The organism is Buttiauxella sp. BIGb0552 (assembly GCF_004366275.1).
Taxonomy (GTDB): Bacteria; Pseudomonadota; Gammaproteobacteria; order Enterobacterales; family Enterobacteriaceae; genus Buttiauxella; species Buttiauxella gaviniae.
On the sequence record NZ_SODY01000004.1, the window covers coordinates 125,722 to 140,531 of the forward strand.

The window sequence follows — 14,810 nt, forward strand, 5'->3', positions numbered from 1 at the left end:
GTTTAGGGAGATTTGATGGCTTACTCAGTACAGAAGTCGACGGTGGCGAAAGTTGCAGTGGTTTCGTTAGCCATGCTGTTAGCAGCATGTAGCACCGACCAGCGTTATAAGCGCCAGGTTAGTGGTGATGAATCCTATCTGGATGCAGCACCCCTCGCGGAAATCCACTCCCCGGCGGGGATGATCCTCCCGGTGCAGAATGGTGAATACAATATTCCGGTCACCAACGGCAGCGGCGCAGTAGGCAAACAGCTGGATATCCGTCCGCCGGCTCAACCTCTGGCATTGGTCAGTGGCGCACGTACTCAGTTTACTGGGGACACCGCAACTCTGATGGTTGAAAGTGCGCGTAGTGCAACGCTGTGGCCACAGGTCGTAAGCGCTGTACAGGCGAAAAATTACGGTATTGATAAACGTGATGACGCAAGCCAAACGCTGACCACTGACTGGGTCCAATGGAACCGTGCTGATGAAGATCAGCAGTACCGTGGGCGCTATCAAATCAGTGTGAAACCTCAGGGCTATCAACAAGCTGTGGTGGTTAAGCTGCTGAATCTGGAACAGGCTGGCAAGCCAATTTCTGATGCGGCATCTATGCAACGTTATAGTGCAGAAATGCTTAACAGCATCAGTGCGGCACTGGATAAAACCCAGACCGATCTGCAAAACGCGAAAGAAAGTCGTGCAGCAACGCAGCTTGATGTTCAAAGTGCCGCTGACGACACTGGCCTGCCAATGCTGGTGGTGCGTGGTCCATTCAACGTCGTATGGAACCGTTTACCGGCAACGCTTGAGAAAGTGGGCATGAAAGTCACCGACTCTACGCGTTCAACAGGCAGCATGGCTGTAACTTACAAACCATTGTCTGACAGCGCATGGCAAGATTTAGGGGCGAAAGACCCGGGTCTGTCCAGTGGCGATTATAAACTGCAAGTGGGCGACCTCGATAACCGCAGTAGTCTGCAGTTCATCGATCCGAAAGGTCACACGCTGACGCAGTCTCAGAACGATGCTCTGGTAGCTGCATTCCAGGCAGCATTCAGCAAGTAACATTTTAAAGGCCAGAGCTCTCTGGCCTTTTTTCTGTTAGGCTACGCAAACGTGTGCGTAGACACAGATAGCGGAATTTTTAGTTAAATCACACCTGGAGTAAGAAAGATGCAAAAGCAAGCTGAGTTGTATCGTGGCAAAGCGAAAACCGTATACAGCACGGAAAATCCGGATCTGTTGGTGCTCGAATTCCGCAATGATACTTCAGCAGGAGACGGTGCTCGTATTGAACAGTTTGACCGTAAAGGCATGGTGAACAATAAGTTCAACCATTTCATTATGACTAAACTGGAAGAGGCGGGCATTCCTACGCAAATGGAAGCTCTGCTCTCCGACAACGAAGTGCTGGTGAAAAAGCTGGATATGGTGCCGGTTGAGTGTGTAATTCGTAACCGCGCGGCGGGCTCACTGGTTAAACGCCTCGGTATTGAAGAAGGCATTGAGCTAAATCCACCGCTGTTTGACCTGTTCCTGAAAAACGATGCGATGCATGACCCGATGGTCAACGAATCTTACTGTGAAACCTTTGGATGGGTGAACAAAGAGAATTTGGCTCGTATGCGTGAGTTAAGCTACAAAGCTAACGATGTTCTGAGCAAACTGTTTGATGACGCGGGTCTGATCCTGGTCGATTTCAAGCTGGAATTTGGTTTGTTCAACGGCGAGGTTGTACTGGGTGATGAGTTTTCCCCAGACGGTAGCCGTCTTTGGGACAAAGAAACCCTCGACAAGATGGACAAAGACCGTTTCCGCCAGAGCCTTGGTGGCCTGATTGAAGCTTATGAAGAAGTCGCTCGTCGTCTTGGCGTTCAATTAGACTAAGTTTACCCGTCATACTTCGAGCTGCAGTGGCGTAGCCGCATTACTGCAACTCGAATTATTTTAGGTATTACAGCAAGATTTCCTTTAAAGCCGGATGTGTTTTACATCCGGCTTTTTCACATCTTGTTTCCTATGGTAATCCTGGAATTAACCACCTACGATCTACTTATTACAAGTTATGAATAATGAGGTCGACTATGCGCTGGCAAGGTCGTCGCGAAAGCGACAATGTTGAAGACAGACGAAACAACTCTTCTGGCCCAAGCTTCGGGGGCGGCGGCGGTGGTGGATTCCGCTTACCTGGCGGTAAAGGCGGTATCATCTTATTAATAGTGGTCGTTGTGGCGAGCTATTATGGTGTCGATCTCACTTCAATGCTCGGTGGGCAGCCCGTTCCGCAACAGCAATCTACGCAACGATCCATTAGCCCTAACGATGATGAGGCCGCTAAATTTACCCGGGTTATTCTGGCAACGACCGAGGACTCCTGGGGAGAAGTTTTCCAGAAGATGGGGCGCACTTATCAACCACCAAAACTGGTGATGTACCGTGGCAGTACACGTACTGGCTGTGGCACAGGTCAGTCAATCATGGGGCCTTTCTACTGCCCGGCTGACAGCACGGTGTATATCGATCTCTCTTTCTACGATGAAATGAAAAGCAAACTGGGCGCTGATGGTGATTTCGCTCAAGGCTACGTCATTGCTCATGAAGTCGGCCACCACGTGCAGAAATTGTTAGGGATTGAACCTAAAGTCCGCCAGCTCCAGCAGGGTGTAAGCCAGGCGGAGGGCAATCGTCTTTCTGTAAAAATGGAATTGCAGGCCGATTGCTTCGCGGGTGTCTGGGGCAACAGCATGCAAAAACAAGAAGTGTTGGATGCCGGAGATTTGCAGGAAGCGTTGAATGCAGCTGAAGCGATTGGCGATGATAAACTGCAACAACAGAGTCAGGGACGCGTTGTTCCCGACAGCTTCACCCATGGTACTTCAGAACAGCGCTATACCTGGTTCAAACGCGGTTTCGATAGCGGTGACCCGGCGCAGTGCAATACCTTCGGTAATACCGCCAAATAACGAGATGTGACAAGGACGCAAGCCATGGAGCAGCTAAGGCAAGCAACCGCCAGTATGGCTGATGCTGGTATTCGCCGTATGATTATCATGGCGGGTGAGAAAACCTGGAGTAGTCAGCAAGTACAATCTCTTACCCGGCAATTACCCGGTGACTGGCTATGGGTTGGTGCAGCCCCGGAATTGCCGCTTCATTGTGCAACGTCGGCAATGCGCACTCTATTGGGCCGTGAGTTTCTCCATGCGGTCTTTGATGCAAGAGAAGGGCTTGATGCTGAAGCGCTGGCAGCCCTCGCGGGAACGCTTAAAGCGGGCAGTTGGTTGGTTCTGCTGGTTCCCGACTGGGACAATTGGCCGATGCAGCCCGATTGCGATTCAAGCCGCTGGAGTGAGCAGCCGGAAGCGATTCCTACTCCGCATTTTATCGCTCATCTACAGCACTGTATCAGTGCAGATAGCGAATGCGTGCTTTGGCAGCAGTATCAGCCGCTGCAAATCCCTGCTTTCTCGCCACGTCCACAATGGCATGCAGCCAATGGTGCACCTTTTGCAGAGCAGGCCGCTATTCTGGATAAGCTTTTGAATATGCCTGCGGGCGTTGCGGTGGTGACTGCTCCCCGCGGGCGTGGTAAATCTGCGCTGGCGGGGATGTTATTGCAAAGGATTCCAGTCAAAGGGCTGGTAACCGCTCCGGGAAAAGCGGCGACGGATGTGCTCGCTGAGCATGCAGGCGAGCGTTTCAATTTTGTCGCACCTGACGCACTGCTTGCCAACCCCGATGCATTTCAGGCCGACTGGCTCATCATTGATGAAGCCGCAGCGCTTCCGGCACCCCAGCTACGCCAACTAATATCCCATTTCCCGCGGGCTTTACTCACCACCACGGTTCAGGGTTATGAAGGGACAGGGCGCGGGTTTGTACTCAAGTTCTGCGCCAGTCTCGACGCACTGACGCGCTACACTCTTTCAACACCCATCCGTTGGGCTGCAAATGATCCGCTGGAAAAGTTAATCGACGCGGTTTTGCTATTTGATGAAATCGACATAACGACAGCCCCGCAAGGTACGATTTCTTTGCAGGTCATTGAACGCGACAGCGAGTTACAACCATCGCAACAACTACAACAGATGTACCGCTTACTTTCTGGCGCGCATTACCGCACTTCACCACTGGACTGGCGTCGAATGCTGGATGCTCCGGGGCAGCATTTTATTGCTGCAATCAGTCGTGGAGAAACGATTGGAGCAACCTGGCTTGTGGAGGAGGGTGGGCTTCATGAGGATCTCAGTCGAGCGGTGTGGGCCGGATTTCGGCGTCCACGTGGTAATTTAGTGGCGCAATCGTTGGCAGCACATGGCGGTAGTCCATTAGCTGCGACACTTAAAGGATTGCGCGTCAGCCGTATTGCTGTGCATCCTCTGCGCCAGCGTCAGCAAAGCGGCCAACAGATGATTGCCAAAGTGAAAGATCATGCAATGTTTGTTGCTGATTATCTTTCGGTGAGTTTTGGTTTTACTAACGAGTTATGGCGCTTTTGGGAAAGCTGTGGCTTCCGGTTGGTGCGCGTAGGTAGTCACCGGGAGGCCAGCAGTGGCTGCTATACGGCGATGGCGTTATTGCCGTTAACCGAGCAAGGTGAAGCTTTGACTGGCCATGAGCAGCAGAGGCTACAGCGCGATATTAAGTGGCTGCAACCGTGGATTGACCAATCCTTACCTGTTATTCCTGATGAAAAGGCTGCGCTAAACAGTGATGACTGGCTGGAGTTGGCAGGATTTGCCTTTGGACATCGCCCTGTGGAGGCCTGTCTGGGCTCTCTGAACCGTTTGTTGCTCACCAGCGATTTACCCCTTAACGCACTACGTGGCCGGGTACAACAGCGTTTAAGTGTTGAGTTTCTTTGCCAGCAATTACGCATGTCCGGACGCAAAGCATTGTTAATTGCGATGCGGCAGGAAGTGCAAAAGGCGCTGGAAAAACTTGATGAGCAACAGTGCATTGAGCTGAAAAATACGCTTTTGCAATTGCAATTTTTCCACTAACTCGTTCAGTCAAACGGTATGGTCATCATGGAATCCCGGCGTATAGTCATCTCCAGAAACTAAAGGAGAACACCATGAAACACGACCATTTTGTAGTTCAAAGCCCTGCCACCCCGGCTAAGCAACTGATTCTGTTATTTCATGGTGTTGGCGATAATCCGGTAGCAATGGGGGAAATTGGTAGCTGGTTTGCGCCACATTTCCCCGACGCGCTGGTGGTCAGCGTAGGTGGCCCGGCACCCAACGGCCCGTATCAAGGCCGTGAGTGGTTTTCCGTTGCGGGAGTCACGGAAGAAAACCGCCAGGCACGAGTTGATGCCATCATGCCAACATTTGTCCAGGTGGTGCGTGACTTGCAAAAAGACAGTGGCGTTCCTGCGAATGCCACAGCTCTGATTGGTTTCTCGCAAGGGGCGATCATGGCGCTTGAGGGAGTGAAAGCACAGTCAGAACTGGCTTCACGCGTGGTAGCTTTTAATGGCCGTTATGCACAACTTCCGCAAAGTGCCTCAACTTCAACCACTATTCATTTGATTCATGGTGACGTTGATAAAGTGATTGATGTGAAGCATGCCTTTGATGCTCAAGAACAGTTAATGCAACTGGGCGGTGATGTGACGCTGGATGTGATTGACGATTTGGGCCATGCAATTGATGAGCGCAGCATTCAGATTGCGCTCGATCACCTGCGTTATACCGTGCCGAAGCACTATTTCGATGAGGCTCTCAGCGGCGGTAAGCCAAACGACGATGATATTGTCGAGTTTCTTTGACCCCCCGGTCTGAGTGAAGCTCCCAACTCATAGACTCCTTCTGTATTTTGAACACAGCAGGATTCTATGGGCACACCAGAACAGCACGTTCCTGCTGAGATAATTCATCCATGTTATGCTTCATGCAATATTGTGTTTGATTGAGGTTTTTTGTGATCGATTATGATGCTTTCCCTGAGCAGCGGCAGGATCTTATCCATCAAATGCTTACTGAAACTGGCAGGGTGATTGGCGCCGACATTGCCCGCCAACTCGGTGTTTCAGAACATACTATTCGCCGTGATCTTCAGGTTCTGGCTCGCAAAGGTTTATGTAAAAAAGTCTACGGAGGGGCTGTCAGTCAGCTTCAGAAATCAGCGAGCTTTGAAACCCGTGTGGCGCAAAGTGTTTCTGAAAAGTCAGATGTAGCCAGACGATGCGCTGAGTTGATAAAGCCGGATACCTGTATTTTCATCGACGCTGGTTCAACGTATCTGGCGATGGTGGATTTTATCCCTGAGTCGTTTGAACTTACCATCGTGACAAATTCGCCACAAATTGCCTCTGCATTAAGCAGTAGACAGTCAGGGGAGTTGATTCTGTTGGGAGGAAAAGTGAGTCCCAAAACAGGGAGCACTCTGGGTTTAGATACCGTAAACCAGGTCCGTAATATGATTTTTGACCAGACGTTTATCGGTGTTTGTGGCCTCGACCCACAGGCTGGGCTCACAGCCGTATACTATGAAGATGCCTGTTTTAAAAAAGAAGTCATCGCTCAGAGTAACGAAGTTATTGCCGCTGTCATTGCAGATAAGATGTGTCAGGTGGCGAGATATAAAGTTGCTACCTGTGATGCTATTGATATTGTCGTGGTGAGCCGTGAAACCCGAATGCAGGATTTCAGTAGCGAAAATCTTCGCATCGAGATTGTTGATTAGCCACATATCTACCTCAGTGAAGGCTGGAATGAACCTTCACTGATGGTTTGCGCAAGCAGACGTTAGGACTGAAGAGCCAACATCCGTTTGATCGTTTCCTGGACTGCATTTGCGTCATTGTATCCAGTGATAAAATTTGCAACCGCCTTGGTTTCCTCGAAGGCATTGCGCATTGCAAAACTGTATTCGGCCATTGCGAGCAACTCAATATCGTTGTAGCCATCGCCGAAAGCCATGGTTTCGTGCTTACTGACACCAAGCAGTTCCTGGAGCTTTTGTATGGTGGTTCCTTTGTGAACACCATAGTCCGCAATATCAATCCATGCCGCTTCTGACACCACAATGTAAACTTCATTTTCGAAAGTGGACAGGTGAGGCCGGGTCTGTGGGCAGTTACCTTCCTCGTCATACACTGTAATTTTAACAAAATCAGATGTCAGCGCGCCCAGGTCGTCTACTTCAACCATACTGGAATACGAATTTCGTATCTTATCCTTCAGCCTTTGCGCAAGGTCGGCGCGGATCACTGCCCCCTCCGAAGTACAGGCGATGATGACATGTTGAGAATTAACTTCCTGAAGGGTATTAATGATGCGTAAGCCCAACTCATTTTTGATCAGTGACTGATAAACAAATTTCCCGTCGTATTTGATTCGGGTTGCACTGTCTCCCACAATCCACAGGTTCCTGCTGTAGTCTCCAAACAACTCCTCAACCCTGTCGCACTGTTTTCCGGTACAGGCTGCGAAGTGAACACCCTTTTCGGCCATTATTGCGCTGACTTCCATGAATAACGCCCTGTCATAATCTCCGTTACTATTTAGAAATGTGCCATCCAGGTCAGTAATAATAAGTTTAATCATCAGGTCAGAGCCTCTATGTGGTGGAGTGTTTGACGACGTCAGGTGATATTCGAATCGCACAAAGCATGTTGATTTGTGCGACATTACGCACACTTAATGGTGGTTTAATGTTGCTCGATGATGCTCGTTAGTGTGTTTTTGTGCAATATTTAGAGCTAAAAAATTGCTACGGTGATAGTTTGTGATAGATTTGTTTTCAGAATATACGCTGTTTGAGGTATGAGGGGCAGGATCTTGCCGGCGGTAACGAGTCTGGCCAGTAAGGGTTTTAACGAATTCTGAATCTGTTGATTACTCTGATAACTAAAGAGAAATTTCTATGAAACATGAACATGTTGGCGAAATTATAATTAGTGAATCGGCTATTGCCGAGGGTGTGACAAAAGTTGCTGCACAACTCAATCAGCATTTTAATGACGCTGTCATTATTACGGTTGTACCGGGCGGGATCCTCTTCACTGCTGACCTGACCCGGCAGTTAAATTTTGATATTAATATGGATTATATTGCCTGCCCGCATACGCCAGGCGACAGGAATAATAACTCAGCGATAGTTTTCCATCAGAATATCGATATCAGCGGTCGGGATGTCATCATCATTGATGATGCCATTGAGTCAGGCGGAACGATGAAGCGCCTTGTTCAATTTATCTTAGAAAACCACACGCCTAAATCGATCAGCGTTGCTGTTCTTTTTGTCAAACCGTGTCGAGTAGATATCCCCGTCAGACAATATTATGCATATGAGATGGAAAATGATGACTTATTAATTGGATATGGCATGCCATGGGAAAATAAGTACAGAAATCTGCCTTATGTAGCCAAATTAAAACGTTAAATTTTGACTGCTTGCCTTTAGACACTGGCCTGAATGCCAGAAAAGCGAAGGGTTCGGTAGTCTGAAAAGCGGGGATTTCCCCGCTCATTTGTTAGTTAAGGCTTTTTCTTTGGGAAATCGTCTTCGTCATCCCACTTATCGTTAAAGTCACGATGAGGAGGAAGCTCAGGTTTATTCGCCATATATTTCTTCGGATCAATACGCTTCAGATCCTTAATTACATTAAGGAAAATGCCCAGAAGCAGCACCAGTACGATGATCCACCAATAATGCGATAGCCATTCCATGCGTATAACCTCTTTCGCCTTGTTAATTGACGTTGTGGCGGCGTTTGCTGCACTCACTTACCCGAATCAATTACTCAAGTAAGCTCATCGGGATAAGCTCCATGGCTGCCGTGCCACAACACCAATTAATCTGGCTATGATTAATGTTAATTGCGACCTGTCAGGCGACAAGCTGCTCCATAATGCGTTGATACATACGGGCCAACATTTGCAGGTCAGCGGCGTTAACACACTCATTTATCTTATGAATAGTCGCGTTCACTGGCCCAAGTTCCACCACCTGCGCCCCCATGCGTGCGATAAAGCGCCCATCGGATGTGCCGCCGGTGGTCAACAGTTGCGGTCTAATCTCATTATAGTGCTCAACTGCATTCACTACCGCATCCACCAGCTTCCCGCGTGATGTAAGGAACGGTTGGCCCGAGAGCCACCAGTCGAGGGTGTAACGCAACTCATACTTATCGAGCAGGGCAATCACGCGTTGTTTAATATCTTCGTCAGTCAGCTCCGTGCTGAAGCGGAAGTTGAACTGCACGTAGAGATCGCCTGGGATAACATTGTTACTGCCGGTGCCGGCCTGAACGTTGGCAATCTGCATGCTGGTCGCCGGGAAGAACTCATTGCCTTTGTCCCATTCGATAGTGACCAGCTCATTGAGCATTGGCGCTGCGCGATGAACTGGGTTATCAGCCAGATGCGGGTAAGCAACGTGCCCCTGTACACCGTGAACGGTGAGGTTACAGGTCAGTGAGCCACGGCGGCCGTTTTTTACTACATCGCCTACAACTTCAGTGCTGGAAGGTTCACCAACCAGGCAGTAATCGAGTCTTTCATGGCGCGCCATTAATGTTTCGACGACTTTAACAGTGCCATTTTTGGCACTGGCTTCTTCATCAGACGTGATAAGAAATGCAAGGCGGCCTTTATGGCGCGGGTTCTGTGCCACAAAACGTTCTGCTGCAACCACCATCGCGGCTAGCGACCCTTTCATATCTGCAGCACCACGACCAAAGAGCATGCCATCACGGATAGTCGGTTCAAACGGTGGGTTAATCCAGCGGTCGGCATCACCTGAAGGCACGACGTCGGTATGGCCAGCAAACGCCAGCGTTTCGCCTTTTCCTCGCCATGCCCAGAAGTTTTGCGTGTCGCCAAAATCCATGTGCTCGATAGTAAAACCAATGGCACGTAGTCGCTCAATCATCAGCGCCTGGCAGCCAGCGTCGTCAGGGCTCAGAGAAGGGCGGCGGATAAGCTGTTGCGTCAGCTCAATAACCGGGCAAGACATAGCTCTATACCTCGTTGATAAACTGCTGATAGTTCGATTCATTGAAACCCAGCAGCATAGGCTGACCGGGCGCGTAGAGCAATGGGCGTTTGATGATTGCTGGCATTTCAAGCATTAGCGCTGCTGCAGTTTCGGCGTCAGTAATACTTGCGCGATGAGCTTCATCGAGCTTTCTCCAGGTCGTCCCGCGCGTATTCAACAAGGCTTCCCAGCCTAACTCGGCAATAAAACTATTCAATAATTCGGCATCTAACCCATCTACACGATAGTCATGGAATTGATATTCCACACCTTGAGTATCCAACCAGCGGCGTGCTTTCTTGATGGTGTCGCAGTTTTTAATACCGTAGAGAATTATCACGGGTTAAATCCTTATTTTTGGCAGTGATTATTTATGCAGCAATTTAGAATAAATAAAATGATAAAAAAGTTGCAAGGAAAAATATAACTCAATTGCTAATCTAAAAGTTAGGTAATAGAGATTCTTTTTCTGCTTTGATTAATTTATCGCCGTTTGGCATTGAGAGTGCTCAGAGTCTTTGAGTGCTACGAAAAGTCCGATTTTCGTGGCTTGCAGAGCTGCGGAGTAACTGAAACATTTTATTTCAAGTGTTTCGTCACATTATTAAATACCTATTGAGCTAATAATTAAGTCCATACGCAGTCGACTCTCAATATTTGATGATAGATAGCCAGTGAAGCTGCAAAGTAATGCCGCTTCACTCCATGGAAGGGATTACGTATAATTAAAGCAATTATAAGAGAGGCGGTTATGATTGAGCACGAACTAGGGAACTGGAAAGATTTCATTGAAGATATGCTTCGTAAATGATCTAACCGGGTAAAAAATACAATGGGAACATGATGTTCTTATTCTCAATATCCTTTGAGCCATACAAAAAGCGACCACTTAAGGTCGCTTTTTTGTTGGTTAGCTATCTGGATGTTCTTTGAGCGGGAATCTTCTGCGCACCAGCACAAAGAACAATGGCACGAAGAATATCGCCAGCACGGTCGCTGAAATCATCCCGCCCATCACCCCGGTACCAACCGCATGCTGGCTACCGGAACCTGCACCACTGCTGGTTGCCATTGGCAACACGCCGAAGATAAATGCCAGGGATGTCATCAGTATCGGGCGTAAACGTTGGCGGCAGGCGTCGAGTGTTGCGGCAACCAGTTCGCGGCCCTGGGCATTCATATCGTTGGCGAACTCAACAATCAGAATGGCGTTCTTGGCCGCCAATCCTATAACCGTTAACAGCCCCACCTGGAAATACACGTCGTTTTCCAGCCCGCGCATCCAGGTTGCCAGCAACGCACCAACTACCCCTAACGGAACAACCAGCATCACCGAGAATGGCACTGACCAGCTTTCATAAAGTGCCGCCAGGCACAGGAACACCACTAATAGAGAGATGGCGTAGAGCGCCGGAGCCTGCGCCCCTGATAAGCGTTCCTGATAAGACATGCCAGTCCATTGAAGACCAAAGCCAGCCGGTAATTTCTGCACCAGTTGTTCCATAATATCCATTGCCGTCCCAGTGCTCACACCTGGTGCGGCTTCCCCAACGATTTCTAACGACGAATAGCCATTATAGCGTTCAAGGCGCGGCGAACCAGACTCCCAGTGAGAAGATGCAAAGGCTGAGAATGGCACCATTCCGCCATCTTTATTGCGCACATACCACTGGTTAATATCGTCCGGCAGCATGCGGTATTTGGCATCAGCTTGTACATACACCTTCTTCACGCGGCCCCTGTCCATAAAATCGTTAACATAGCTGGAGCCCCAGGCGGTTTGTAGCGTGTTATTGATATCGCTAATCGAGACGCCCAATGCCTGTGCTTTACGCTGATCTATATCGATCTGCATTTGCGGACTGTCATCAAGGCCGTTGTGGCGCACGCGGGTTAGTGAGCTATCACTTCCCGCCATATCAAGCAGTTGGTTGCGGGCTTGCATCAGTGCCTGGTGCCCGGCACCGGCGTGATCCTGGAGTTCCATATCAAAGCCTGCGGCATTACCCAGGCCGTTAATCGCTGGTGGGCTGCTGGCAATAACCTGAGCCTCTTTGATTTTACGAAACGCTTTAGTAGCCCTTTCAATGATGGCAAAGGAACTTCCGGTATCAGAATCCCTGTCATCCCAGTTCTTCAGGCGGATAAACATACGCGCTACGTTCTGCCCGTTGCCACCAGGCCCTGCACCAATGGTGGAGAACACTGAAAGGACGTTGGCCTTCTCTTGGGTAAGGTAATATTGTTCAATTTTCTCAACGACTTTCGTCGTTTGCTGCTGTGTGGAACCACTCGGTAAAACCACCGAGGTGGTGAAAACGCCGGTGTCCTCAAGCGGTAGGAATGAGGTCGGCAGGCGCATAAACATGAACACCATGCCGGCCAGTAGCAGGACATAAATCAGCATCCAGCGCACGCTGCGGGCGAGTATTCTCCCGACCCCATGTTCATAGCGCTCGGCGTTGCGGTTAAACATGCGGTTAAACCAGCCAAAGAAACCTTTCTGGCCGTGTTGTTCACCTTTATGCAGCGGTTTGAGAAGCGTTGCGCATAGGGCTGGTGTCAGTATGAGCGCCACTAAAACAGACAGCACCATGGCGGAAACGATGGTTATCGAGAACTGGCGGTAAATTGCTCCAGTTGTGCCGCCAAAGAAGGCCATTGGCACAAACACAGCGGAAAGCACCATCGCAATCCCGACCAGTGCGCCTTGAATCTGACCCATCGATTTGCGGGTCGCTTCTTTGGGCGATAACCCTTCCTCGCTCATGATGCGTTCGACGTTTTCCACCACCACGATGGCATCATCTACCAGCAAACCGATCGCCAGAACCATGGCGAACATGGTTAGCGTGTTAATACTGTAGCCAAAGGCGTAGAGCACCGAAAACGTACCCATCAACACCACTGGTACGGCGATAGTCGGAATCAATGTCGCCCTGAAATTCTGTAAGAACAGATACATCACGAGGAATACCAGCAAGATGGCTTCCAGTAATGTTTTCACGACGTCTTTAATCGAGGCTTTGACGAATGGCGTGGTTTCATAGGCGATTTTTGCTTTCAGCCCATGGGGGAAATATTGCGCAAGTTCATCAATTTTTGCCCGCGCCAGCGCATCGGTTTCCATTTCGTTGGCACCGGATGCCAGTTTAATCCCAAGCCCTGACGCAGCCTGCCCGTTATAGCGGCTCAGGAAATCATACTTTTCTGCGCCTAACTCAACGTCTGCAACATCGCCCAGCGAGACAACTGAACCATCCTGATTCACGCGCAGCGTAATATCTTTAAACTGTTGCGGTGTTTGCAGCAGCGACTGAGCATTGATGGTGGCATTGAGCGCCTGCATGTCAACAGATGGCGTTCCACCAAGTTGCCCCACGGCAATCTGGGCGTTTTGTGAACTGATGGCATCAACCACATCCTGCGTGGTCATCTGATAGCTGGTGAGTTTGTTCGGGTTGAGCCAGATACGCATCGAATATTGCGAGCCATAAGCATCAACGCTGCCCACGCCATCGATACGGCTAAGCGGGTCTTGAATATTACTGGCAACGTAATCGGCAATATCTTGCTTATCCATGCTGCCGTCTTCAGAAACAAACGCTACCATCAAAATATTGGTATCGCCCGTTTTATTGACCGTAACACCTTGCGTTTGTACCGCCTGTGGCAATTTGCGCAGCGCGGATTGCAGCTGGTTTTGCACCTGCTGCACGGCTTCATCTGGGTCGGTTCCGGCTTTAAAGCTCAGCGTGATCGTCGCCTGGCCTGCGCTGCTACTTTGGGACGACATATACATCATGTTGTCCAGTCCGGTCATATTTTGCTCGATAACCTGAGTGACTGTGTTTTCCAACGTTTGTGCTGACGCACCAGGGTAGTTCGCAGTGATTCGCACATTTGGCGGCGCGAGGTCGGGGTATTGCTCTACGGGCAATGAAAAAATAGCCAGTGCGCCGGTGAGGCACAAAATAATAGCCAGCACCCAGGCAAAAATGGGGCGATTAATAAAGAAATTCGCCATTCAGTCAGGACCTCGTCAGTACTTCAGATTGTGATTATTGATATCAGTTGTCACTGTAGCCTTAACAGCAAGTCCAAACGTGGAGGAAATAAGGAGATAATGTAAATTATTTTCGTGCTATGTAGATGTTTTACCAGTTGAAACAGGGCTTAGAAGCCCCGGTTTTCAAGGAAAAGTACTGTTGCCGCGACGCGTGAACGCACCTGAAGTTTACGCAGCAAATTGCGTATATGCACTTTCACTGTCTCTTCTGAGATATGCAGGCCAGAGGCAATCTGCTTGTTTGACAAACCTTTAGCGACTTCTTGCAAGACATCTAGTTCACGTTCGGTTAAGACGGCAAAAGGGTCGTCACTGCGTTTGTCGGTGCTGCGGGTGCGTAAGTATTCAGCAACTTGCTCACTGTAAGCTTCGCCTTCAGTTGCACCACGATGTATATCTTCCAGCAATACATCCGGGTCGCTGTCTTTAAGCAGATAGCCATCAGCACCGGCATCTATCAGGGTGAATATATCACTGCGTGAATCAGAAACGGTCAGTACTACGATACGGGCACTGACGCCGTCACGGCGCAGGGCATTTAGCGTATCTAACCCGCTCAGGCCTTTCATATTCAGATCGAGCAAAATCAGATCAGGGGTCAGGCGATTCGCAAGGCTAATGGCTTCTGCGCCGCTGCTTGCTTCACCCACCACACTAAAGCTGTCATCCATTTCCAGCAATTGGCGGATGCCACGACGCATTAACGGATGATCATCGACGATTAATACCTGGCAGACATTTTTCTCACTCATCACAACTCCCAATA

General features: G+C 49.5%; 14 protein-coding genes. 8 read left to right on the forward strand and 6 right to left on the reverse strand.

The window, feature by feature from the left end; translation table 11 throughout:
* Window positions 1-15 precede the first annotated feature (15 nt).
* The 6 genes from bamC (at window position 16) to EDF88_RS12725 (ending at window position 6,678) form a co-directional block, all read left to right on the forward strand.
* On the forward strand, window positions 16-1,050 hold the full coding sequence (gene bamC / locus EDF88_RS12700) for an outer membrane protein assembly factor BamC (protein WP_064512979.1): 1,035 nt from the start codon (window positions 16-18) through the stop codon (window positions 1,048-1,050).
* A gap of 108 nt (window positions 1,051-1,158) precedes the next feature.
* Window positions 1,159-1,872, forward strand: a complete 714-nt coding sequence (gene purC, locus EDF88_RS12705; RefSeq protein WP_034459103.1) for a phosphoribosylaminoimidazolesuccinocarboxamide synthase — start codon at window positions 1,159-1,161, stop codon at window positions 1,870-1,872.
* 197 nt (window positions 1,873-2,069) lie between these two features.
* Window positions 2,070-2,948 (forward strand): neutral zinc metallopeptidase, encoded by an 879-nt coding sequence (locus EDF88_RS12710; RefSeq protein ID WP_134184996.1) that lies wholly within the window; start codon window positions 2,070-2,072, stop codon window positions 2,946-2,948.
* Between the two features lie 24 nt (window positions 2,949-2,972).
* The gene (locus EDF88_RS12715) at window positions 2,973-4,988 is read left to right on the forward strand and encodes a GNAT family N-acetyltransferase (RefSeq protein WP_166671973.1); all 2,016 of its coding nucleotides are present in this window, start codon (window positions 2,973-2,975) and stop codon (window positions 4,986-4,988) included.
* A 74-nt stretch (window positions 4,989-5,062) separates the two neighbouring features.
* Entirely contained in the window at window positions 5,063-5,761 is a 699-nt protein-coding gene (gene ypfH / locus EDF88_RS12720; RefSeq protein ID WP_134184998.1) for an esterase, read from the forward strand.
* A 152-nt stretch (window positions 5,762-5,913) separates the two neighbouring features.
* A complete protein-coding gene (locus tag EDF88_RS12725; RefSeq protein WP_064512971.1) occupies window positions 5,914-6,678 on the forward strand; it encodes a DeoR/GlpR family DNA-binding transcription regulator in 765 nt (254 codons plus the stop codon).
* A 62-nt stretch (window positions 6,679-6,740) separates the two neighbouring features.
* Here EDF88_RS12725 and EDF88_RS12730 read toward each other — a convergent pair whose 3' ends face one another.
* Window positions 6,741-7,541 carry an HAD family hydrolase gene (locus EDF88_RS12730; RefSeq protein ID WP_134185000.1) on the reverse strand — a complete coding sequence of 267 codons (801 nt, stop codon included), beginning with the start codon at window positions 7,539-7,541 and terminating at the stop codon, window positions 6,741-6,743.
* Window positions 7,542-7,860: 319 nt separating this feature from the next.
* Between EDF88_RS12730 and EDF88_RS12735 the strand changes: the two genes are divergently transcribed.
* The gene (locus EDF88_RS12735) at window positions 7,861-8,379 is read left to right on the forward strand and encodes a phosphoribosyltransferase family protein (protein WP_208326142.1); all 519 of its coding nucleotides are present in this window, start codon (window positions 7,861-7,863) and stop codon (window positions 8,377-8,379) included.
* Between the two features lie 95 nt (window positions 8,380-8,474).
* Here EDF88_RS12735 and EDF88_RS12740 read toward each other — a convergent pair whose 3' ends face one another.
* The 3 genes from EDF88_RS12740 to EDF88_RS12750 all read right to left on the reverse strand — a co-directional run bounded on the left by EDF88_RS12740 (window position 8,475) and on the right by EDF88_RS12750 (window position 10,315).
* Window positions 8,475-8,666: a YpfN family protein gene (locus EDF88_RS12740; RefSeq protein WP_034459091.1), complete on the reverse strand. Its 192-nt coding sequence runs from the start codon at window positions 8,664-8,666 to the stop codon at window positions 8,475-8,477.
* 160 nt (window positions 8,667-8,826) lie between these two features.
* Window positions 8,827-9,954, reverse strand: a complete 1,128-nt coding sequence (gene dapE, locus EDF88_RS12745) for a succinyl-diaminopimelate desuccinylase (protein WP_134185002.1) — start codon at window positions 9,952-9,954, stop codon at window positions 8,827-8,829.
* A 4-nt stretch (window positions 9,955-9,958) separates the two neighbouring features.
* Window positions 9,959-10,315, reverse strand: coding sequence for an ArsC family reductase (locus EDF88_RS12750; protein ID WP_064512967.1), 357 nt, complete (start codon window positions 10,313-10,315; stop codon window positions 9,959-9,961).
* Window positions 10,316-10,726: 411 nt separating this feature from the next.
* Between EDF88_RS12750 and ypfM the strand changes: the two genes are divergently transcribed.
* Window positions 10,727-10,786: a protein YpfM gene (ypfM, locus tag EDF88_RS12755; protein WP_087867655.1), complete on the forward strand. Its 60-nt coding sequence runs from the start codon at window positions 10,727-10,729 to the stop codon at window positions 10,784-10,786.
* Between the two features lie 99 nt (window positions 10,787-10,885).
* Here the strand turns inward: ypfM and acrD are convergent, their stop codons facing one another.
* Together acrD and narP are read right to left on the reverse strand one after the other, a co-directional pair.
* Window positions 10,886-14,002, reverse strand: a complete 3,117-nt coding sequence (acrD, locus tag EDF88_RS12760; protein ID WP_134185004.1) for a multidrug efflux RND transporter permease AcrD — start codon at window positions 14,000-14,002, stop codon at window positions 10,886-10,888.
* Window positions 14,003-14,151: 149 nt separating this feature from the next.
* A complete protein-coding gene (gene narP, locus EDF88_RS12765; protein ID WP_134185006.1) occupies window positions 14,152-14,796 on the reverse strand; it encodes a nitrate/nitrite response regulator protein NarP in 645 nt (214 codons plus the stop codon).
* Window positions 14,797-14,810 lie beyond the last annotated feature (14 nt).